Source organism: Rhizobium etli 8C-3 (assembly GCF_001908375.1).
GTDB classification, from domain to species: domain Bacteria; phylum Pseudomonadota; class Alphaproteobacteria; order Rhizobiales; family Rhizobiaceae; genus Rhizobium; species Rhizobium etli_B.
In genome coordinates, this window is sequence record NZ_CP017244.1 from 1,137,399 (window position 1) to 1,157,315 (window position 19,917).

General features: G+C 58.7%; 19 protein-coding genes. 14 read left to right on the top strand and 5 right to left on the bottom strand.

The window, feature by feature from the left end:
- Nucleotides 1-30: 30 nt before the first annotated feature.
- Both minC and AM571_RS30355 read right to left on the bottom strand, forming a co-directional pair.
- Nucleotides 31-753: a septum site-determining protein MinC gene (minC, locus tag AM571_RS30350; protein ID WP_074064665.1), complete on the bottom strand. Its 723-nt coding sequence runs from the start codon at nucleotides 751-753 to the stop codon at nucleotides 31-33.
- A 92-nt stretch (nucleotides 754-845) separates the two neighbouring features.
- On the bottom strand, nucleotides 846-2,975 hold the full coding sequence (locus AM571_RS30355) for a bifunctional diguanylate cyclase/phosphodiesterase (RefSeq protein WP_074064666.1): 2,130 nt from the start codon (nucleotides 2,973-2,975) through the stop codon (nucleotides 846-848).
- 409 nt (nucleotides 2,976-3,384) lie between these two features.
- Between AM571_RS30355 and AM571_RS37875 the strand changes: the two genes are divergently transcribed.
- The 3 genes from AM571_RS37875 to AM571_RS38580 all read left to right on the top strand — a co-directional run bounded on the left by AM571_RS37875 (nucleotide 3,385) and on the right by AM571_RS38580 (nucleotide 4,432).
- Nucleotides 3,385-3,588 (top strand): LytS/YhcK type 5TM receptor domain-containing protein, encoded by a 204-nt coding sequence (locus AM571_RS37875; protein WP_237358691.1) that lies wholly within the window; start codon nucleotides 3,385-3,387, stop codon nucleotides 3,586-3,588.
- Nucleotides 3,589-3,650: 62 nt separating this feature from the next.
- Complete coding sequence (locus tag AM571_RS30365) at nucleotides 3,651-4,004, top strand: hypothetical protein (RefSeq protein ID WP_132553031.1); 354 nt, start codon at nucleotides 3,651-3,653, stop codon at nucleotides 4,002-4,004.
- A gap of 185 nt (nucleotides 4,005-4,189) precedes the next feature.
- Nucleotides 4,190-4,432 carry a diguanylate cyclase gene (locus AM571_RS38580; RefSeq protein WP_081377241.1) on the top strand — a complete coding sequence of 81 codons (243 nt, stop codon included), beginning with the start codon at nucleotides 4,190-4,192 and terminating at the stop codon, nucleotides 4,430-4,432.
- A 286-nt stretch (nucleotides 4,433-4,718) separates the two neighbouring features.
- Here the strand turns inward: AM571_RS38580 and AM571_RS30375 are convergent, their stop codons facing one another.
- Nucleotides 4,719-5,474, bottom strand: a complete 756-nt coding sequence (locus AM571_RS30375; RefSeq protein ID WP_074064670.1) for a hypothetical protein — start codon at nucleotides 5,472-5,474, stop codon at nucleotides 4,719-4,721.
- A 277-nt stretch (nucleotides 5,475-5,751) separates the two neighbouring features.
- Between AM571_RS30375 and AM571_RS30380 the strand changes: the two genes are divergently transcribed.
- Both AM571_RS30380 and AM571_RS30385 read left to right on the top strand, forming a co-directional pair.
- A complete protein-coding gene (locus AM571_RS30380; protein WP_074064671.1) occupies nucleotides 5,752-7,152 on the top strand; it encodes a sensor histidine kinase in 1,401 nt (466 codons plus the stop codon).
- Complete coding sequence (locus tag AM571_RS30385) at nucleotides 7,149-7,799, top strand: response regulator (protein ID WP_074064672.1); 651 nt, start codon at nucleotides 7,149-7,151, stop codon at nucleotides 7,797-7,799. The genes AM571_RS30380 and AM571_RS30385 overlap by 4 nt, the downstream gene beginning before the upstream one ends.
- Here the strand turns inward: AM571_RS30385 and AM571_RS37145 are convergent.
- Entirely contained in the window at nucleotides 7,789-8,241 is a 453-nt protein-coding gene (locus AM571_RS37145; protein WP_074064673.1) for a hypothetical protein, read from the bottom strand. The two genes, AM571_RS30385 and AM571_RS37145, sit on opposite strands and share 11 nt — an antisense overlap.
- A 361-nt stretch (nucleotides 8,242-8,602) precedes the next feature.
- Here AM571_RS37145 and AM571_RS30395 point away from each other — a divergent pair, with 361 nt between their 5' ends.
- The 3 genes from AM571_RS30395 to AM571_RS30405 all read left to right on the top strand — a co-directional run bounded on the left by AM571_RS30395 (nucleotide 8,603) and on the right by AM571_RS30405 (nucleotide 11,085).
- Complete coding sequence (locus AM571_RS30395; protein ID WP_074064674.1) at nucleotides 8,603-8,995, top strand: hypothetical protein; 393 nt, start codon at nucleotides 8,603-8,605, stop codon at nucleotides 8,993-8,995.
- 319 nt (nucleotides 8,996-9,314) lie between these two features.
- On the top strand, nucleotides 9,315-10,445 hold the full coding sequence (locus AM571_RS30400) for a helix-turn-helix domain-containing protein (protein ID WP_074064675.1): 1,131 nt from the start codon (nucleotides 9,315-9,317) through the stop codon (nucleotides 10,443-10,445).
- Between the two features lie 418 nt (nucleotides 10,446-10,863).
- On the top strand, nucleotides 10,864-11,085 hold the full coding sequence (locus AM571_RS30405) for a hypothetical protein (protein WP_074064676.1): 222 nt from the start codon (nucleotides 10,864-10,866) through the stop codon (nucleotides 11,083-11,085).
- A 149-nt stretch (nucleotides 11,086-11,234) separates the two neighbouring features.
- On the opposite strand, the gene AM571_RS30410 is transcribed toward AM571_RS30405, so the two are convergent.
- Entirely contained in the window at nucleotides 11,235-11,897 is a 663-nt protein-coding gene (locus tag AM571_RS30410) for a GntR family transcriptional regulator (RefSeq protein ID WP_074064677.1), read from the bottom strand.
- A gap of 376 nt (nucleotides 11,898-12,273) precedes the next feature.
- Between AM571_RS30410 and AM571_RS30415 the strand changes: the two genes are divergently transcribed.
- The 6 genes from AM571_RS30415 (at nucleotide 12,274) to AM571_RS30445 (ending at nucleotide 19,916) form a co-directional block, all read left to right on the top strand.
- Nucleotides 12,274-13,539: an NRAMP family divalent metal transporter gene (locus tag AM571_RS30415; protein ID WP_074064678.1), complete on the top strand. Its 1,266-nt coding sequence runs from the start codon at nucleotides 12,274-12,276 to the stop codon at nucleotides 13,537-13,539.
- 10 nt (nucleotides 13,540-13,549) lie between these two features.
- A complete protein-coding gene (locus AM571_RS30420) occupies nucleotides 13,550-14,314 on the top strand; it encodes a LamB/YcsF family protein (RefSeq protein ID WP_074064679.1) in 765 nt (254 codons plus the stop codon).
- A gap of 21 nt (nucleotides 14,315-14,335) precedes the next feature.
- Entirely contained in the window at nucleotides 14,336-15,142 is an 807-nt protein-coding gene (locus AM571_RS30425; protein WP_074064680.1) for a putative hydro-lyase, read from the top strand.
- 7 nt (nucleotides 15,143-15,149) lie between these two features.
- Nucleotides 15,150-16,760, top strand: a complete 1,611-nt coding sequence (locus AM571_RS30430) for a 5-oxoprolinase/urea amidolyase family protein (RefSeq protein WP_074064681.1) — start codon at nucleotides 15,150-15,152, stop codon at nucleotides 16,758-16,760.
- Nucleotides 16,761-16,788: 28 nt separating this feature from the next.
- Nucleotides 16,789-18,534, top strand: coding sequence for an acetyl/propionyl/methylcrotonyl-CoA carboxylase subunit alpha (locus AM571_RS30435; protein ID WP_074064682.1), 1,746 nt, complete (start codon nucleotides 16,789-16,791; stop codon nucleotides 18,532-18,534).
- Nucleotides 18,535-18,821: 287 nt separating this feature from the next.
- Nucleotides 18,822-19,916 carry a GGDEF domain-containing protein gene (locus tag AM571_RS30445; protein WP_074064684.1) on the top strand — a complete coding sequence of 365 codons (1,095 nt, stop codon included), beginning with the start codon at nucleotides 18,822-18,824 and terminating at the stop codon, nucleotides 19,914-19,916.
- Nucleotide 19,917: the final 1 nt, after the last annotated feature.

Here is a 19,917-nt window from a genome sequence, read left to right on the forward strand (position 1 = left end):
TGCTCTCCTGTGTCCTAGCCGGCTTTCGGCTCAGATAAGTTTCTCTGCCATGATCGTGTCGCCTTCCAGCCAGAGCTGGACAGCTTCTCCTCGAAGGCCCGGGGCCATGTCTTCGGCGGTCTTGTAGACGCCATCAATCGCAACCAGCTCTGCCTCCAGCTTTCGGCAGAAGATCCGCGCGGACGCATTTCCGACCGACCCTGCCATTACCCGGCCCCGCAAGGTCCCATAAACATGGACCGAACCTCCGGCGATGACCTCCGAACCGGAGGCAACAGAACCGACGATGGTGACATCGCCTTCTGGGAAAATCACCGACTGGCCCGAACGCACGGGCTGCCGGATTACGATGGACTGGAGTACCGGCCGCGCTTCGCTTGCCGGCGCCTTGCTTTGCAAATCGATGATCGGTTCGGCTTTTGGCAGCTCAAAGTCGGAAACCGGCCGTCCGCCTTTCAATGAAGGCGGCATGCCTGGCCCGAGGATTGACGGCCGCCCTCCCTCGATTCCCATGATGCTGACATTGCGTTGCGTCAGTTGCGCAATCAGGTCCTTCAATTGTGATCGGTCGATCTGCAGGTCCGTGACATCCAGCACGATGGGTCGGCCCAGAAAAAATCCCGCTGAGCGAGCTGCGAGATCATCCAGCCTCGCCAGCCAATCATCGAGCGGGAGGTCTGGAGAAAGCATGACCGCGAGGAAAGAGCGGCCCTTGATGCGGATAGAGCGAGCGTCTGTTAGCACTATGGTCATCTATGTTAAGAAATCGTTGACCATGTCTACCGCTGCCATGGTTAACAAAAAGTTAACAGGCTAGAGAAAGGTTGCACAGCCGCTGGACAATGTCATGCGGCTGGATCTTCTTGGCGAAGTTTCTTCGAAATCTCCCGTGCCGACATGGGCTTTCCGACGTGATATCCTTGAAGCTGATCACATCCTGTATCGCGCAGTATCGCTGCCTGACGAGCATTCTCGATTCCCTCGGCGGTTACCGGAATATTTAGAGCCGTCGCCAAGGAGACCGTCGCGCGAAGTACCTCAATGCCGTTTGCAGTGTCCTCGACACCCGAAACAAGCGATCGATCGATCTTCATCCGATCGAAGCCAAACTGCCGCAGAGCGCCAATGCTCGCATAGCCGCAACCGAAGTCGTCAAGCGCGAACTTGATTCCGACGCGCTTAAGCTGGTCTATGGACCGGCGGGCCTGATCAGGATTGGTCATGAGGACGCCTTCGGTTATTTCCAAAGTCAAGCGGCTGGCGTCGAAATCTGTTTCTTTCAGAACCGCAATCACTTGCGCCCCAAAGTCGGGGTTACATAGCTGGATTGGCGACACATTGACGGACAACGTCAGACCGGGCCAAGCTCTTGCATGGGAGATCGCCGCACGCAGCATATGAACGCCGAGAGCGTCTATGAGGCCGGATTTTTCAGCAAGCGGGATGAAAACCTCCGGACTGACCTTTCCGGTGGCGCTGTGCCAGCGCGCCAAGGCCTCAAGGCCGGTGATCTCACCTGTGGCGGCAGAAACGAGCGGCTGGAAGACGGGTTCGATTGCTCCACTTCTTATGGCGTTTCTCAATTCGCCTTCCACTTCGCCGATACGCACGCATTCGCGGTCGAGCTCGGGATCGTATCCAATTGCTTGACCTCTGCCATGTTCCTTGGCGCGGTAGAGAGCCATGTCGGCCCGTCGAAGCAGTTCCAGCGGTGTTATGTCCTCGCTTCTGGTTGCGGCTCCGATGCTTGCCCCGACTTCGATCGTTCGCCCGTCGATTTTGAACGACCCGGCAAAGAGGGCAAGAATTGCCTGTTTGAAGTCGCCGAGCGCGGCCGATCCGACTTGCACCAGCGCAAAATCGTCGCCACCCAGTCTCGCGGCGGCAAAGACTTCCTCATGGCAGGTCGCCATGGCCTTCGCAACGATGCAGATCAGATCATCGCCGACTGCATGCCCCCAAGCATCGTTGACAGCCTTGAAGCCATCAAGATCAACGAGATAGAGCGATACCCCCGGCACAGCCGAGCTTTTGAGATGCTCCAGCACATTCAAAAGACCATGTCTGTTGAGCAGACCGCTCAGACTGTCGTGATCTGCTTCGAAACGTGCCACGTCGGCCAGCCGACGCAAGCGACGCGCTTCAGAGGCCCCGGCGAAAAGGACGGCTGCCAGAAACAGGCAAAGGATGACCGCGGCAGCCAGGATGTATGGATAGACCGTCGTAAAGACCGCGTTACCCGGTGCTTTGCTGGGCCAGGCAAGAAAGGCAATGGCAGTGCCGTCCATGTCTTTGATCGGGGTGCTCAGGAGGCCTGGTTCGGCCACTGCCTGGAGCCGCAGCCCCTCAAGCTCGTATTCACTGGAGAACGTGCCAAGGACGTCGCGCGTGATGTCCTTGTAGAAGCTCAGTACGCTCAGCCTCGGAAGCTCGGCATCTGTCGAGAAGGGCTGAATTGCCTGCGATGCGACCAGCGCGACACCGTTTCCGGTCTTGAAGAAGTTGACCAGAGGAGCTTCGCTAGCGATCGCGGCAGCTTTACTCTGCCGCGCGAAGGCCTCGCCAAAATAGTCGCGTGGCCCGAAAGACTTGCCCTTCGCATAGGAAGAAATCACCTTTCCATCGGGGCCGGTGACGATTGCGCCGTCATACAGCGGATAGTCCTCGCTGGTCTTCCCCCAGTTGTCATAGGCCCAGGCGGCGGCACCGGATGAAGCAATGGCGGCATAGGCATCATCCCACACGGCATTGTCCGTTACGGTCCCACTGAGGCGGACTGCAAAGGCTGCGAATGCAGCATCTGCGGCACGCGTGGCCCGCGCATCGTCGATTTCATTGCCCGAGCGGGTCATGGTTGCAACAACGTGGGCCATCAGGCCCGTCAGCAAAAGAGCAACCGCAAGGAAGCAGATGGTTGCAGCAATGATGGAAGTCGTTTGAGCACGAGCATATTTCGCTGCAAAACTGGACGACATGAAGGGTCCAAAAAATCCGAGAGTTTAAGGATCATGTCCTGGGGACGGCAGGAGACATCATGTCCGCAATGCGCTGCATTTCGGTTTTAGCATTCGACCATGTAAGCGTGCTTAAGGAGCGTGGTTAACGACAGGAGTAAGCATTCAACGCAGATGGCGGCGGCGAAATGATTGCCCGGCGACCGGACCTCGAAGCGAACACAGCGTTAAGCTGGCCGAAAGAAAAAAAGCGTAGATAGATCAAATTGATCCACGTTTTCGAGCTGCTGAAACGATCATGAGCACAACCTGGCAGATATTGACGGGAAACCTCGCCGTCGTTGCACTCGTCATGTCGCTTTGGGCACATTTCTATTATCGTCTGCGCAATCTTTCAGCGCTTCAGTCGAGGGTTGCATTCGGTCTGACTATGGGGCTTGGCGCCATTGCGTCGATGCTACTTTCGATCCCCGTTAACTCCGGCGCATTCATCGATTTGAGATCGTCGCTCATTGCGATCTCCGGGCTGTTTGGCGGGCCAGTCGCAGCCATTGCCACGATGGCCAAGCGGGCGCCTTTCAGATATTTGCAGGCGGAGCCGGAACAATCAGCGGCATCACCAGCATCCTGCTGATCGGCGCCGTTGGTCTTGCCGCTCATATGGTCGCTCAAGACCGAAAGATCGGGATTACAGATGTGGTGCTCTTGGCTGTTGCGGTTTGCGTAATACTCGCGGGGTCGACACTGGTATTGCTCAGCTACGCCGATGACCAAACGCTTGCGACAATCATTGCACCCGCTGTCTTCCTCAATTTCTGCGCCATCATCATCTGCGGGCTCGTCCTGTTGCAGTTCGAACGCATTGCACTCGAACGTGATCTGTTGACGGCCGCCCTCACCCAGACATCCGACTACCACTACGTCAAGAATAGCCAGAGCCAGTTTGTCATCGTCAACCGCAATGTCGCCGAACATCATCACTTCAGTTCGCCGGCAGCGATGATCGGCCTCACCGATTTTCAGCTTGCGACGCAACGGCGCGCAGCATGAACTGACCGAGCCGTAACCTGCTGTCGCACGCCATGGCCGGCATGACGGATGGATTTGCGATGTTTGCTCGTGACGGTACGCTGCTATTTTGCAACGAACAGTACCGGTGCCTTTTCCCCTTGTCAGCTCCAGCGCGCATTCCCGGAGCCAGTATCAGGGACATTCTGTGAGGCGCAGCAAAGGCGCTGGCCCGCAAATTCGTGACAGGTCTTCGGGCGCTGGAAATACCGCATGCGGGCAGCGAATTCCGGTTTGTCACTGCAAGTGTGGGTGTTTCGACGAAGCAAAGTTCATCTTCCGAACTCGTATCTTCGGAACTGATCAAACGCGCCGACGATGCGCTTTATGATGCCAAGCACAACGGTCGCAACCAGGTCAGCGCCTGGAGAGCCCAAAAATGGGATGAGCGTCGGCAAAAGGCGCGATAGTGCCCAAGATGATTGCACTACTCCGGGCTCTGTGTGAAAATCTTCGCGCGCTGCGTTATCTTTCCCGCTCCCCTCGCCCGCCTTCACGGCAGTCACGAATCCAGCTCGCCTGCGAGAGCGGCCAACTGAGAACTCTAAACTCCAGATAGTCGATCTATTGGCCAACAGCTGTGAGCCATTCAATTCCGGCATCCTGACCTCATCTTGAAGAAGGTTGGTAACTTCCGCCAAGTGAAAGGATCAGGTGCGCCGGCACCTCAGGTGCCGGCGAGTACGTCGCCGATATTCAGTTTGCCGGCTCGACCGGCGTCTCCGTGACGATCGTGACTGTAGTGGTCGTTTCCGTAGTTGCTGGCTCCTCAACCGTATCCACCGTCTCCGGATCGGGAAGCGTTTCGCGAATCTCGTCGATTTTGCCGACTGCCGGTCCCACGCCAAGGATTTCCTTGGCTTCAGCAAGAGCATCGTCGCTCACGACGCCGCCTTTCGTGAATCCAGCAAGGGCCTCGCGCAGCGCCTCATCGCTCAGCGCCGGATCGGTCGGAACCACATCGGGCCCGCTTACGTTTTCGAATTCAGCATATGCCATCACGTAGGCCGCAACGGGAGCCAGTCGAGGGTCGTTGGAATTCAGGTAGGCGTGATAGTTGCGGTTCAACGAACTCAGCCCGACCGTGTCCGATTTGGTGTTCTTCAGACTCTTTTTTGCAGCGTTGCCGCTCTTTACAGGCTTATCTGCCTTTGTTGCTTTATCAGTTTTTTTGCCCTGAAAGAAAAGCGATTCGAGTGTCGGCGTGCTTTCTTTCGACTTTGAACTCGTTTTCGAATGGGCGTTGCCAGACTTGCCGTGGTTCGAGCCCGAGCTACCGCGGTTGCCTCCATTCCCATTCCCATTGCCGTTTCCACCACCGCCAGAATTGCCGTTGCCATTTCCGTCCTTGGCAAGGGCCTCATTCGAGCCCCCGAGCCAAGCGCCTGTTAGCGGAGCGACTGTGATGGTAAGCGCAAGAATGCTTCGGCTGATCAGTTTTCTGATAGGCATGCGATGGTCTCCTCGTTAAAGCGGCGGCGATGCATATCACAGCCAGCCGCGGATGAGCGGCTTCAGTAAACGCAACGATAGCTTGCGCGCGGCCGCGATTCCATGATCCTCAGACCAATGCCATAGCGGTTAGGACTTAGGTCCGATGGATGGATTCCAAACGTCTGATAATGCACGCTTGAAAAGCCCGCCATTGACCGCCGCAACGGAGAAGGTAGGCTATCTGCAAGATCGAAACGGGTCGCCACGTCATGCGACCAATCCCCGAGAATAACTCGTGCGTCGGCCCAACCTGATTTCAAAATGGAATTCGCAGTCGCTGGCCAAGCAGTTCCTGGTGATCGGCGGCATTGTCTCGATTGTAGCGATGCTTCTGGTCGGGGCGTTCGTCACTCGCTTGATCGAGGACGCAGTTACACGTAATTCTGCCGCAACGACTGCCCTTTACGTGGACAGTGTCATTGCTCCGCTGCTGCCTGACATGCAGACCAGCCAAGCACTTGACGATACCGTCGCGCGGGCTCTCGACGAGACACTCGGGCAAGGTGCTCTCGGCGAGCGGCTGTTGTCATTCCGTTTATGGCGCTCGGATGGTACTGTCCTTTATTCGAACGACAAGACCATGATTGGAAAGAAGTTCCCGCTCAGTGATGAGCTCAAGACGGCCTTTGCAGGCAAGATGGCGGCTCAGTTCAACGAGCTCGACGACGTCGAGGACAAGACAGAGCGTCTTGCCGGTAAACCGCTTCTTGAGATCTACAACCCCGTCCTGCAGCCCTGGTCGGGACAGGTGGTCGCTGTTTCCGAGTTCTACGAAATTGCCAATGACTTCCAGCACAGCCTCAGCCAGGCAAGGCTTCACACCTGGCTCGCGGTGGCGGGTTTTACCCTTGTATTCTTCGCGACGCTCTCGGCGATTGTTCTAAGGGGTAGCCGAACAATCGAAAATCAGCGTCATGCGTTGAGGCAGCGAATTGACGATCTGTCCGCTTTGCTTGCCCAGAACGAGGCCCTACGGGAACGTGTCCAGCGCGCTTCCGAGCGCGTCACCGCGTTGAACGAGAGCTATTTGCGGCGCATCGGCGCGGATCTTCACGACGGCCCAGCCCAACTTATTGCTTATGCTTCGCTTCGCCTGGATAGCCGCACCGTCGTCAGCGCATCGACCTCTCCTGCAAACCGCGAGCGGGAGATTGCATCCATCAAGGCAAGTCTCGACGAAGCCATGCGCGAAATCCGTACGATTTGCAGCGGCCTGGTCTTGCCGCAGATCGAGGCAGCGAGCCTTTCTGAAATATTGGAGCGGGGTGTTCACGCCCATCGCCAGAGAACCGGGACAATCGTCGACCTGGTGATGTCCAGCACACATGTTTGTCTATCGCCATCGGCGAAGATATGCATCTACCGCTTTGTGCAGGAAGCGTTGAATAATGCCTATCGCCATGGCGGCGGCGCGGGCCAGCGTGTTATTCAGCGTTTGCAGGGTAATCGTGTCAGCGTAGAAGTCGCAGACGATGGGCCAGGTTTCAGCATCGACGACGTCGGACCTACCAGCCTTGGACTTGCCGGTCTCAGGGAACGCGTGGAAAGTCTTGGCGGCACTTTCGAGATCACATTTGCCGCGCCAGGTACGATCGTTACGATGACACTCAACATCGAGGAGACCGAGCAAGCATGAGCGAAACGATCAGGGTCGCGGTTATCGACGATCACCCGCTGTTTAGAGAGGGCGTAACGAGAAGCTTGTCGGAAATCGATGGTTTCGAGGTGATCGCCGAAGGCGGTTCGAAGGATGACGCGTTGCGTATTGCACAGAACCTGCGACCCGACATCATTCTCATCGACATTTCCATGCCAGGCGGAGGACTGAACGCGATTGGTCCGATCCTTGAAGCATCGCCATCGCAGAAGATCATTATGCTGACGGTCTCGGAAGCCAATGATGATGTTACCGGAGCCTTGAAGGCGGGCGCGAAAGGTTATGTTCTCAAAGGCGTCGGCTCCAGAGCACTCGCCGACATCATCCGCACGGTGGCTGACGGGGACGGATATGTCGCTCCGACCCTATCTGCCAAGTTGCTTCACAATCCATCCGAGCCCTCCAATGTCGACGCCATCGCTGCGCTTACCGCCCGTGAACACGAAGTTCTAAAGCTTGTCGCGACGGGCCTTAGCAATAAAGAGGTGGCTCGTAAGCTCGACCTGCACGAGAAAACGATCAAGCATCACATGACACAGGTCATGGCGAAGCTTGATGTCAACAACAGGACAGAGGCGGCGATGGTCTTTCGCGATGCGATCGATCGAAGGCCGATCAGGGACTGAATGATTGCAGCCGCTTTACATCATCAAAAGTGGCGCGCCGGTTGACGATGGTGCGCCCTTTCGCATCCTTCATGATGTAGCGTCCCCTTTTGACTTCCTCGGTCATTCCATCGACGTGTAGTACTTCGAGGGAGGCGTTGTCTTCGCCCCTTGTCGTTGCCGACACACCAGAGCCTTTTCCGGAAGAGCTGTTGTTCGAGCCGCTCTTGCCGTTGCCACCGCCGCCGTTGCCATTGCCGCCGCCATTGCCATTGCCGCCGCCATTGCCGCCGCCATTGCCGTTGCCGCCGCCATTGCCGTTGTTTCCACTCTTGGCCAGGGCAGATTGGGGGGCAACCTCGAATGCGGATCCCGATACTTCAATCCTGTAGGGAAGGATGGAAAGGGAGACACCAACCAAAGCCCAACACAACGTGGCTAGAAGATTCCGACGCGTCGTCATCGCTGTTACCCGACGTGGGCTAAAGGCCCACGTCCTTTTTTCAATTAAAAGTGCACTTGGATCGATGGCGAATATTCGGCTCGGAAGGGTGGGCAAACCTGCTGAGCAAATTTACATGCAGCATCCAAGATCCGGAGCCTAAACGGCCAGTCCAAGTTCTTGAGATTGCTCATGACGCATGCCGATCGTCAACCCTTCAAGCGGCTGATAGAGGAAGATCAGACCTTTCCTGCGCATGGGTTCCGACCTTCGTCCGCCTTCGGATAGGACCAAAGTCCGAGGACAGATGAGGACTGGGAGGGCATGATCAACCCACGAGAGATATGTGATCGCGTACTCTCGTTTTTCCTCGGAGACCTTAATGATCCCTCAATGGCTGGCGTTTTTGAACCGGACCCACCCCCCGGGTGCGGTGACAAATTTCTCGGCTGCTGCATTTGAGCTTACGGCGGCAATCAATCTACGTCTCGCCTTGAGGCTGGTCAAACCGACGGCAGAGTGTCTGGCAAGAGCCGAGGAGGTGTACGAGCGAACAAAGCTCTATGGCGAATTGCGCGAAGCCGGCTCAGGATCAACCGTCAACGCTGAACGACAATTGGCCAATGCTTTGGAAATGCTGACCGCGGAAATGCACGCGGCCTCCGCGTCCGTTGAGGCTTTCATCAATTCCGACGACCATCTCGGCTCCGGTTCACGCGCCGGGCCGAAATCGGACGCGCAGGTGGTCGTGCATGGGCTAAATGCCACAATCTAGACAAGAAATTTCCTAGAGAATGACTTGAACTGAACCATTGGCAGAATCAGACCGGTTCCTGATCGACCATACCGTCGGGGTCGCTTAAAGAGATGGCATGCCGCCGAGCTTTTCAACCTTCGCAATCTTTAGCTTGATCGAGCGGCCTAATGTGTCCTGGAGTGGACAGCGTTCTGCGTCTGCTTCGGCCGATTCGGTGACGTGAATGGGGTTTTGGTGACTATTTGGCGCTGTCTTGACGCCAGTTCGGGGGACCAGATTGTCAGATGATCGACGTAAAGAACAATCCGGACCTAATGGTCCCGACACCGAAAATGCCGTGCGGAGCGACGAGACTGCGCCAGTAAAGGTCGAACGCCGTCGTTATCCGAGATCGGCACAACCAAGCGCCGAAGCGCCTCCGGCTCCGCCAGCGTTGGAACCATTGCTGTTTTCCACGCGCGGGCTGGAACCGGCAGATCAATTTGGAGCCTGGCAGGCCTATGTCGCTCCCCTGATAGACATTCGACGTCCGGATGGTCCATCGCAAGAAGTGGGGTTTGTAGCCGATCATGCGGCCTGGAATCTCGGCGGCATGCTGATCGTCCAACAAAGCACACCTGCCCATAGCTATATGCGCTCGGAGGCAAAGGTGCGGTCAAACCTTATCGATCATTGGCATGTTTCGATCCTGCGCAACGGCCGGACATGGACAGAAGTTGCCGGGTATGTCTCGGAGGGTGAGCCAGGAAAGGTGGAGCTGCGTTCTTTGGGCCACCCCTTTCGAGGTCGATCAACCGAGGCCAGAACCCTCTCGCTTTATTTGCCGCGCGAACTGCTTTTTGCTGTCCCCGCCTCCAGCGAAATCAAAAACAATGTCGCCTTGTCCGGAACCTACACCAAACTCCTGATCGAATATCTGGATGGTGTCGAGGCAAACCTTCCACGTCTGGCTGCAGTGGACCTACCCTACGTCGTCCAGACCACACGTGACATGATTTTGACCTGCGTTTCGGCATCGGCTTCGAATATTGTCGCTCCGGAGCAACACAGCACCTTGGCTTTGATGGAGCGCGTGCGCCGCTTCGTCCAGCGAAACTTGATGTCACCCGATCTCACGACCGACCGCATATGCAGGGAGCTCGGAGTTTCGCGCACCCGCCTCTATCAGGTGTTCGAGCCGGATGGCGGCGTTCATCACTATATTCAGCGCCGGCGGCTTTTGTCTGCTCACGCTGCCCTGAGTGACGTCAGCAACCGGCAGCAAATCGTCGACATCGCCTTTGCTGTGGGCTTTTCTTCTGCTGCTCATTTCAGCCGAGCATTCAGCAAGGAGTTCGGTTACAGCCCGCGCGAGGCGAGAAATGTAGCCGTTCCACTTTATCTTGGGCATGCTGTCGCACCAGTGTCAGAGGTCGAAAGCGCTCATTCCTTCGACAAATGGCTAAAGACGCTCGGCCATAGCCGCTAGTTGCGGCCCGTTCGCCGCCAAAGCGGGGATCGTGGCATCGAAGATGCTCTGTCTCTTGCCGCACTCATCGATCCTGTGCCGCCACATAAACGAGTGCTGCGTTGTCCAGCCGATGCGACAGATCCAAAAGAGCCCGGCTACCTCCTCATGATCGGCCTTCTACTGGTCTTCTGGTCGTTGCACGAGCCGTGGGCGAGGTTTGCTTCAGAGAATATCAAGGCCAGGAGGGTAAAATTCCAAACTGGCGATCGGTGATTGCAAAAATGGACGCTGCTGCAAGTTTCGGGATGCATGGCTAACGACAGGCGACACTTAAGTTATTAGAAAAGAAGCATAATAGCAGTTCAGGCGAGAGAACCCGAGTACATGATGAAATGTACTCTCCATGCAAATAGCGCAACCTTGAGGGGGCATATCAATGGAATTTACCCGTCCGACAATACAGATCAGCAACCCGCAACATGGCGCAAGTGATCCCTATCGAGCCGTCGAGCGCGAGGAAGTTCTTGCAGCGGCATTTCAAGAATTCGTGCAAAGGGCTCTTGCTGCGGGGTGGAAGGAGCCGGAGGTCGCTTTGACCTTGGCCGACATCGCAGACGACTATGTGATGGCGCTCGCGCGAAGAATTGCGGCAAATTAGTATTGAGTGTCCGTTCGCGCTTCGCACGAAAAAGAGCGCGAAATGGTGCCAGCAATCTTCGGCAAGCCCGCCGGCGCTGTTGCTTCACGACGAAGCGGCTCGCCGGCGGCGTGCGTGGTCTGGGACATAGGTGCCGGTTTCATCGGGGGTCATCTGCCAGGATCGATCCGGGAGAAAGCGGCAAGCACCGTGCGCTCGGACTGTATTAGATAGGCTTCGAGCGCTGTACAAGCTTCGGCCGTCAATCCGGCTTCGAGCTTTTCGAGAATTGCGCCGTTGAGGTCGACATAGGGCGCGTGCAACAATTCGGGATCGGCAAGAAGGCCGAAACTGAGACGCAATTCTGCGGCGATCTGCGCGTAGAAGGCATTCAGGCGCTGGCTGTCTGCAAGATCGACGATCGCCGCATGAAAGACCATGTTTTCGCTGCCGACCATTGTCCAATCCTTTCGGTCCCGCGCCACCCTGGCGCGCTCGACCGCCGAGCGCATGCGCGCCACGGCCGGATGCCTGGGATAGGCCCTTGCAAGCGCTTGGCATTCGATCATGCGGCGCACACGGTAGATGTCGATGATTGAGGCCATGCTCGGCGTGGCGACAAAGACGCCGCGATTGGGCTCGTGGCGCAAGAGATTTTCCTTGGTCAAGAGCCGGAAGGCTTCGCGCAGTGAGTTGCGCGACACATCCAGGCCGGCGCTGAGCGCTGCCTCAGACAGGCGCTGCCCCGGCTTCAATTCGCCCGCAATCAGCATGTCGCGGATCTCCTCCGCCAGACGCGGCGCAAGCGCCGATATGGTATCCTGTTCAGCCATCAAAGCCCCTTCTGAATGGAAATGGATGAAACATCCCTTTCCATTCGCATCGATATAGCGGTTCTTGCTCAATGGGAACTATGGGCTGAACGACAAGACCAGCCAGGCCCAGCGGCCAATGTCATTCGCGGCCAGTCAGGCTTTTCCTCAAGGCACGAAAAGTGACAAGCACGCGGGCAGTTTGCAAACGGGTACCGAAGAGACCGTCGCTTAATAACTGCTCAGATTGCTCAACACTTCGGCATTATAGTAGAACGATAAAATTAAATCGTTGAACAATATTGACATCGCAGTGAAACCCGACGACGCTGGTTCCTGTCAAATCTCACATGGCCTGCCCAAGGAAGTGCGGGCGGGCCGCATAAGGAGAGGGTTTATGGAACAGCTATCTATTTCATCTACAGACGGTGCATCGGCCGCAACGTCTGGCATGTCGGTCAAGTCGCGGCGCGCAGCACTAACGGCTGCGGTCTTCCTGATGGCAACCTCGGCCATTGGCCCGGGATTTATCACCCAAACGGCAACATTTACCACCAAACTCGGCGCGGCTTTCGCTTTTGCGATCCTCTCCTCGATTGTCATTGATTTCGTCGTGCAGCTGAACATCTGGCGCATCGTGACGCTGACGCGCATGCGCGCCTCCGATCTCGCCAATGCGGCAATCCCGGGCGCCGGCTATCTGCTTGCTGTTTTGGTGATCGTCGGCGGATTATTCTTCAATATTGGAAACATCGGGGGAACGGGTCTTGGTATCAATGCTATGATCGGGCTTGATCCGAAAATCGGCGGCGCAATCAGCGCAGTTCTTTCGATCGGCATCTTCTTGTCGAAGCGCGCCGGCATGGCCGTCGACCGCTTCATCATCTTCGCCGGTATCTTGATGATCGCATTGACGCTCTATGTAGCCATCGTATCGGCCCCGCCGGTTGGCGAAGCACTGTTCCAGACCTTTTTGCCAGCGACCGTGGATTTTGCCACGATCACCACGATCGTCGGCGGCACCGTCGGTGGCTACATCACCTATTCCGGGGCCCATCGCCTATTGGACAAGGGCACGGTCGGCATCGAGAATCTCGGCGCCGTCAACCGCGCAGCGCTTACCGGCATCGCCGTCACCGGCATCATGCGCTACGTGCTCTTTCTCGCTGTGCTTGGCGTAGTCGCCAGCGGTGTCGTCATCGATGTCACAGGCAAGGGTGCCAATCCGGCTGCCCAAGCCTTTGAGGCAGCCGCTGGCACCCTGGGCATGCGCATCTTCGGCATCATCCTATGGGCTGCCGCCATCACCTCGGTTATCGGCGCTGCCTATACGTCGGTTTCCTTCATCACGATCTTCAAGCAAGACCTTAGTGAGAGAGCCCGCAATATCGCGACCGTAATCTTCATCGCCGTATCGCTGTTCTTCTATGTCGTCATCACCACCCCGCCGGCTCAGATGCTGGTCTTCGTCGGCGGCCTGAACGGCCTCATTCTGCCGATCGGCCTGTCGATTTTCATCTATGCCGCCTGGGCTCGTTCTGACCTGATGGGTGGCTATCGCTATCCGCGCTGGCTGCTGGTGCTCGGTGTGCTGGCTTGCCTCCTCACCTGGTACATGGGCTACAAGTCAATCGGCCCGATCTTCGCGCTTCTGGCCGCCTAGGGAGCCTGACATGACTACCATTGATCTGAACAGCGATCTCGGCGAAAGCTATGGCGCATGGAGCATGGGCGATGACACCGCGATGCTCGCCCTCGTCTCCAGCGCCAATGTCGCCTGCGGCTTTCATGCCGGCGACCCGCTCGGTATTCTGAAGACCGTCAGGGCCGCAGCTGAAACGGGCGTCATGATCGGCGCGCATGTCTCCTATCCTGATCGCGTCGGCTTCGGCCGGCGCGACATGGATGTCGCAAGCCACGAACTGACCGCCGATGTCATCTACCAGATCGGCGCACTGAAGGGCCTGGCAGCGGCAGTGGGTGTCACCGTCGGTTACGTCAAGCCGCACGGCGCTCTTTACAACCGCATCGCCCGCGACCCGAAGCAGGGCCAGGCAGTGATCGACGGCATCAAGTCAGTGGATCCCTCTTTGATGCTGATGGGTCTAGCAAACGCGCCAATTCTCAAGCTCGCCCGCGACTGCGGCTTGAAGGTGGTGGCGGAAGCCTTTGCCGACCGGGCCTATACGCCCGATGGCGACCTCGTCTCACGTCGTGAACCGGGTGCCGTCCTGCATGACCCCCAACTGATTGCTCGACGCATGCTGCAGCTTGCACACGAAGGTACGCTCGAAGCGATCGACGGCTCGACCATCAAGCTCGACGCCCAGTCGATCTGCGTGCATGGCGACAGCCCCAGCGCTGTCTCCATCGCCATGGAGATCCGCCGCGTCTTCGAAGTGAACGGGATTGCCGTCCGCTCCTTCCTGTCTGCCTGACCAACCTGCGAGAGACATACAATGATCGCCATCGAACACCTTCGCCACATCGATGCTGGGCCTGCGCAAAAGGCCCGCGAACGCTACCGGGCAGGCGTCATCGAGCCGACTTCTGGCGCCGCGCCAGGCTTCACCCAGGCCAATATGATCGTGCTTCCGCGCGACTGGGCCTTCGATTTTCTGCTCTATGCGCAGCGCAATCCAAAGGCATGTCCGGTGCTCGATGTCGCCGATCCGGGTTCGCATGCGACCGTGCTTGCGCCTGGCGCCGACCTTCGCAGCGATCTGCCGCTCTATCGCATCTGGCGTGAAGGAAAACTCGCCGAAGAGACCACGGATGCGACAGCAGCCTGGAGCGAATATCCCGACCTCGTCAGCTTCCTCATCGGCTGCAGCTTCACCTTCGAGACACCCATGGCGGAGGCCGGGATCGAGATTCGCCACATCACGGACAAGTCCAATGTGCCGATGTACCTGACCAACATGCCCTGCCGGCCGGCTGGCCGCCTGCATGGGAACATGGTCGTTTCAATGCGGCCGATAAAGGCGTCACGCGTTGCCGACGCCGCGACCATCTCGGGACGCTTCCCGGCAGTGCATGGCGGGCCCGTACATGTCGGCGCACCGGAAGAAATCGGCATCAATGATCTCGCCACGCCGGAATTCGGCGATCCGGTGCGCATCGAGCCGGGGGAAATCCCTGTCTTCTGGGCCTGCGGCGTTACCCCGCAGGCGGCGGTGATGGCCTCCTGCGTCCCCTTTGCGATCACTCATGCGCCGGGACACATGTTCATCACCGACATACCCGATTGCGCCTATCACGCTTGAGGTTCAGATGCGTTTTTTGCCTGTCAGCCTGACAACCATGCTTGTCGAACTGGCCGATCTCGACGAGACGCTGGCGCTGTTTGCCACGCTCAAGGCTGATCCGCTGGAGGGTATAGAGGACATGGTGCCTGCGGCCCGCACGCTGATGATTCGCTTGCGGCCGGAAAGGCTGACGCTGGAAAAGCTGGCCGGCGAGATCGCGACGCGCGATCTGTCGCTTCGCGCGGCACCCTCCGACAAGTCCGTCGAAATTCCCGTTTGCTACGACGGCGAGGACCTGACAGATGTGGCCGACCTTACAGGCCTGTCCGTCGAGGACGTCATCCGCCGCCATACCGAGAGCGAATTCACCGTCGCCTTCTGCGGCTTTGCGCCCGGCTTCGGCTATCTCACGGGCGGCGATCCGGCACTGCAGGTGCCGCGCCGCCAGAGCCCGCGCACAAGGATCCCGGCCGGCTCGGTTGCTTTGGCCGGCGCCTTCAGCGGTGTCTATCCGCAGGCAAGCCCCGGCGGCTGGCAAATCATCGGCACGACGCCGGAAAAGATGTGGGATCTATCACGCAGTCCGCCAGCACTCCTTCAGCCCGGCTACCGCGTGCATTTCTTCGACCTCAAAAAGAAAGCAGTCTCAACTACCAGGACCACGACCAAGACCCTGGCAGTCCGCTCCCCGGACGTTGCCTCGGAGGGCCCTGCGCTCAAGGTTCGTGCCGCCCCTATGCCGGCGCTGTTTCAGGACCTTGGTCGCTTCGGCAAGACCGGCCAGGGGGTGTCATCCTCCGGTGCGCTTGACCAGGGTTCACTCAAGGCGGCCAATCGGGTGGTCGGCAATCCGGCCGGCATGCCCTGCCTCGAGATCACGCTTGGCGGTTTTTCCTTCGAAGTTTCTGGCCGCACCGTCATGGCGCTCACCGGCGCGCCCTGCCCGATCAGCATCCGTGACGCAGCTGACCGCACGATCAGCGCCGGGACCTATCAGCCGATCTCGCTTGAACCGGGCGATGTCGTGACGCTCGGCCATGCACCGAGAGGTATACGCAGCTATCTCGCCGTGCGCGGCGGATTTTCTGTGAAGCCGGTACTCGGCAGCGCTTCGACCGATACGCTGGCCGTGGTCGGCCCCGCCCCTGTCAGCGCAGGCGCAGTGCTGGCCATTGACAACGATAGCTCGGCCCTGACCAGCGTTTCGCTTCATGAAGCGCCGGCCTTCGACCTTCCGGCAGCCGACGAAACCGTCACGCTCGACGTGATCATGGGGCCGCGCAGCGACTGGTTTACCGCAGCTGGTATCGCTGCCCTCTCCGGCCAACTCTGGCAGGTGACACCGCAGTCCAACCGGGTCGGCATCCGCCTTTCCGGCCAAGCCCCGTTGGAGCGCAAGGACAGGGCTGAATTGCCGAGCGAAGGTACGGCGACCGGCGCAATCCAGGTGCCGCACAGCGGCCAGCCGGTCCTTTTCCTTGCCGACCATCCGCTGACTGGCGGCTATCCCGTCATCGGCACGGTCGCCGAATACCATCTCGATCTCGCCGGACAGATTCCGGTTGATGCCAAAATTCGATTCCGGCCGGTGACGACTTTCGGCGATATTCTGCCCGCCACGGATCGAGATCGATGACGGCCAAAATCAAGTGAGGAGACACTCCATGAAGAAGGTCCTGATCGCCAATCGCGGCGAGATCGCAGTGCGCATCATCCGGGCTTGTCGCGATCACGGCTTGCAATCCGTCGCCGTCTATGCCGATCCAGATGTGGACGCGCTTTTCGTCAAGGCGGCCGACGAGGCTCATGGGCTCGTCGGCTCTCGTCCGGACGAGACCTATCTCGACATCGACAAATTGATCAGCATTGCCAGGCGCTCGGGTGCAGATGCAGTGCATCCCGGTTATGGCTTTCTGTCCGAACGGGCCGAATTCGCCCGTGCAGTGATTGATGCTGGCCTCACCTGGATCGGACCCGATCCGCATGTTATCGAGGCATTGGGCGACAAAGTCGAAGCGCGGCGGATCGCCACCAGCGTCGGCGCGCCGCTGGTTGCCGGTAGCGTCGGCCCCGTCAAGTCGGCTGCCGAAGTCATCGCCTTTGCCGCAGAGCATGGGTTGCCCGTTGCCATCAAGGCTGCCCACGGCGGCGGCGGCCGTGGCCTGAAGGTCGCTTGGAGGATGGAGGACGTAGCCGAACTTTATGAATCTGCAGTCCGCGAGGCCACAGCCGCCTTCGGCCGTGGCGAGTGTTTCCTCGAGCGGTTCCTCGACCGTCCGCGCCACATAGAAGCGCAGGTTCTGGCCGACAAGCACGGTAATGTGCTGGTGCTTGGCACCCGTGATTGCTCGCTCCAGCGGCGCAATCAGAAGCTGGTCGAGGAGGCACCCGCCCCTTTCCTTACCGACACCCAGCGCCGATCGATCCACGATTCTGCGAAGAAGATCTGCGCTGCCGCCGGCTATTCTGGTGCGGGTACGGTCGAATTCCTGCTCGGTTCCGACGGCACGATCTCCTTCCTTGAAGTGAACACTCGCCTGCAGGTCGAGCATCCCGTAACCGAGGAGACTACAGGCATCGACCTCGTCATCGAACAGTTCCGTATCGCCGACGGCCTGCCGCTGCGCTTGACCGAGACGCCTGTTCCGCGGGGCCATTCGATCGAGTTCCGTATCAATGCCGAGGATCCAGGCCGGGGCTTCCTGCCAACCCCGGGCAAAATCACCGTCTTCGAGCCGCCCGCGGGGCCTGGCATCCGTGTTGACAGCGGCGTCGCCTCCGGCTCGATGGTGCCTGCCACCTTCGATTCGCTCATGGCGAAACTGATCGTCACCGGCGCTACTCGCGACGAGGCGCTCAGCCGCTCGCGCCGCGCGCTCAGAGAATTCAAGATCGACGGCATTGCGACTGTCCTGCCCTTCCATCGCGCCGCGGTCGAGACGAAGGATTTTAGGGGCGAAAGCGGCTTTAAGGTGCATACGCGTTGGATCGAGACAGATTTCGCCAATCGTCTTGAAGCGCAAGCCCGGCCAGAACCGGTTGCCGACCCCTCGCTGGTCCGCACCCATGTGGAAATCGACGGCAGGCGCCATGAGATCGGCATTCCGGGCGCACTGCTGGCCGGTCTCGGCGCGCTTGCAGGCAAAAACACCGAACCGGCGACCGCCGCAAGGGCGGAAGACACCTCGAGCGTGACTACGCCGATCTCAGGTACGCTGCAGGCCTTCAAGGTCGAGGATGGCGCGCAAGTGGCGGCCGGCGACCTGATCGCGGTGATGGAAGCGATGAAGATGGAAACCCAGGTGACGGCATCGCGGGCCGGCACGATCCGGCTCAAGGCCCAAGTCGGCGTTTACCTACAGGCCGGTGCCGAGATCGCACGCTTCGAGGTCGCACCGCCGGTCGGATAGACCGGCGAATGGAGCCGATGTCGTCTGGCGATCGGATGTCAAAAGGCCGAAACAGAAAGGGCTGGACGCATCCGGCGATGACTGGTTATTCCGGCCATGCCGGAGCGGATGTGCGTTGCGTTCTGCCGGGTCGCGGCCTCTCCGCAGAGGTCGGCGGCGCCGCAATCCAAAGCGCGACTGTGGCACGTTCGGCAGCGCAGCACCCTTGTCTTGTGCCGGACGGCCGCCATCTATCGGTGCTCATTTGCAATCACGTACCCGTGTCATCGGACATTTAACAGAGAAGCATGGAAATCAGCGAAATCGTCGCCGCTTACATACGTGTCCTGGCGCTGGCTGTGTTAGTCGTTTATGGCTATGCGTGGGTCATTCGCACCATCAGCCAAAGATTGATGAGGGGTGTTGCTGCTGGTCTTTTGTTTGGCTTCGGCGGCATACTTTCCATGAATGACCCGATCGTGATGAGACCGGGTCTCATCTATGACGCCCGGTCCATACTTCTCATTCTCTCCCCCCTCTACACCGGACCGATTGGCACGATCATTGCTGCAACAATGATTGGCGCGCACCGCCTGGTTCTTGGCGGCGTCGGCGCGACGGGCGGCGCGGTGAGCGTCATCATTGTAGCACTGAGTGGTTACGCCAGCACGCTCATACCCCGTCACCGCGTCGGCACCGGCTGGCTGAGGTCGCTGTTGCTCGGTCTTGCGACGGTGTCTTCATTCATCGTCCTTGTCTTTCTACCTCCGGAGGTCGCCAAAGACCTGTTTCTGAGCGCTGCAGCACCCGTCATGCTTGCCAATATTCTCGGCGTCCTCCTCCTTGCCGATCTGCTCGAGCGCGAAAAGCAGCGGGTCCGGATGGTGCGGATACTCGAGAATGAGGCAAGCGTCGATCCTTTGACGAAGCTACCCAATCGCCGCGTCTTCCAGCGGGCGGCCGACCGCTGCGCCGAGGAGGCGAACAACCGCGGGCGGCCTTTCTCCATCATTATGCTCGATGTCGACCACTTCAAAAAGATCAACGATACCTGGGGGCACCATGTGGGCGACACCGTACTGTCCCGGGTTGCCGATCTCATCCGCCGGACCGTGCGCAACACCGATGTCGCGGCTCGCTACGGGGGCGAAGAGATCATCATTCTGCTTGCGGATACCAAAAAGGCCGACGCGTCAACCGTTGCCGAGAAGATCCGCCATGCAATCGAGTCAGAAGACTTGATCGTCGGTGTTACCACGATCAAGGTTACGGTCAGCATCGGCGTCGCGGCTTTCGATTCGAGCAGCACCAATATTCGTGCAACAATCGAGGCCGCAGACAGAGCGCTCTATCGCGCCAAGACGGCTGGACGAAACCGCGTCGAACTGGCAACGGCTGCGTGAG

What these genes read in the sequence shown, in the direction of transcription:
- AM571_RS30395 (WP_074064674.1), top strand. Translation starts at nt 8,603, where the DNA reads ATGATCCCTCAATGGCTGGCGTTTTTGAACCGGACCCACCCCCCGGGT.
- minC (WP_074064665.1), bottom strand. Translation starts at nt 753, where the DNA reads ATGACCATAGTGCTAACAGACGCTCGCTCTATCCGCATCAAGGGCCGC.
- AM571_RS30405 (WP_074064676.1), top strand. Translation starts at nt 10,864, where the DNA reads ATGGAATTTACCCGTCCGACAATACAGATCAGCAACCCGCAACATGGC.
- AM571_RS30355 (WP_074064666.1), bottom strand. Translation starts at nt 2,975, where the DNA reads ATGTCGTCCAGTTTTGCAGCGAAATATGCTCGTGCTCAAACGACTTCC.
- AM571_RS30385 (WP_074064672.1), top strand. Translation starts at nt 7,149, where the DNA reads ATGAGCGAAACGATCAGGGTCGCGGTTATCGACGATCACCCGCTGTTT.
- AM571_RS30445 (WP_074064684.1), top strand. Translation starts at nt 18,822, where the DNA reads ATGGAAATCAGCGAAATCGTCGCCGCTTACATACGTGTCCTGGCGCTG.
- AM571_RS30425 (WP_074064680.1), top strand. Translation starts at nt 14,336, where the DNA reads ATGATCGCCATCGAACACCTTCGCCACATCGATGCTGGGCCTGCGCAA.
- AM571_RS30410 (WP_074064677.1), bottom strand. Translation starts at nt 11,897, where the DNA reads ATGGCTGAACAGGATACCATATCGGCGCTTGCGCCGCGTCTGGCGGAG.
- AM571_RS30420 (WP_074064679.1), top strand. Translation starts at nt 13,550, where the DNA reads ATGACTACCATTGATCTGAACAGCGATCTCGGCGAAAGCTATGGCGCA.
- AM571_RS30415 (WP_074064678.1), top strand. Translation starts at nt 12,274, where the DNA reads ATGGAACAGCTATCTATTTCATCTACAGACGGTGCATCGGCCGCAACG.
- AM571_RS37145 (WP_074064673.1), bottom strand. Translation starts at nt 8,241, where the DNA reads ATGACGACGCGTCGGAATCTTCTAGCCACGTTGTGTTGGGCTTTGGTT.
- AM571_RS30435 (WP_074064682.1), top strand. Translation starts at nt 16,789, where the DNA reads ATGAAGAAGGTCCTGATCGCCAATCGCGGCGAGATCGCAGTGCGCATC.
- AM571_RS30430 (WP_074064681.1), top strand. Translation starts at nt 15,150, where the DNA reads ATGCGTTTTTTGCCTGTCAGCCTGACAACCATGCTTGTCGAACTGGCC.
- AM571_RS30375 (WP_074064670.1), bottom strand. Translation starts at nt 5,474, where the DNA reads ATGCCTATCAGAAAACTGATCAGCCGAAGCATTCTTGCGCTTACCATC.
- AM571_RS37875 (WP_237358691.1), top strand. Translation starts at nt 3,385, where the DNA reads ATGGGGCTTGGCGCCATTGCGTCGATGCTACTTTCGATCCCCGTTAAC.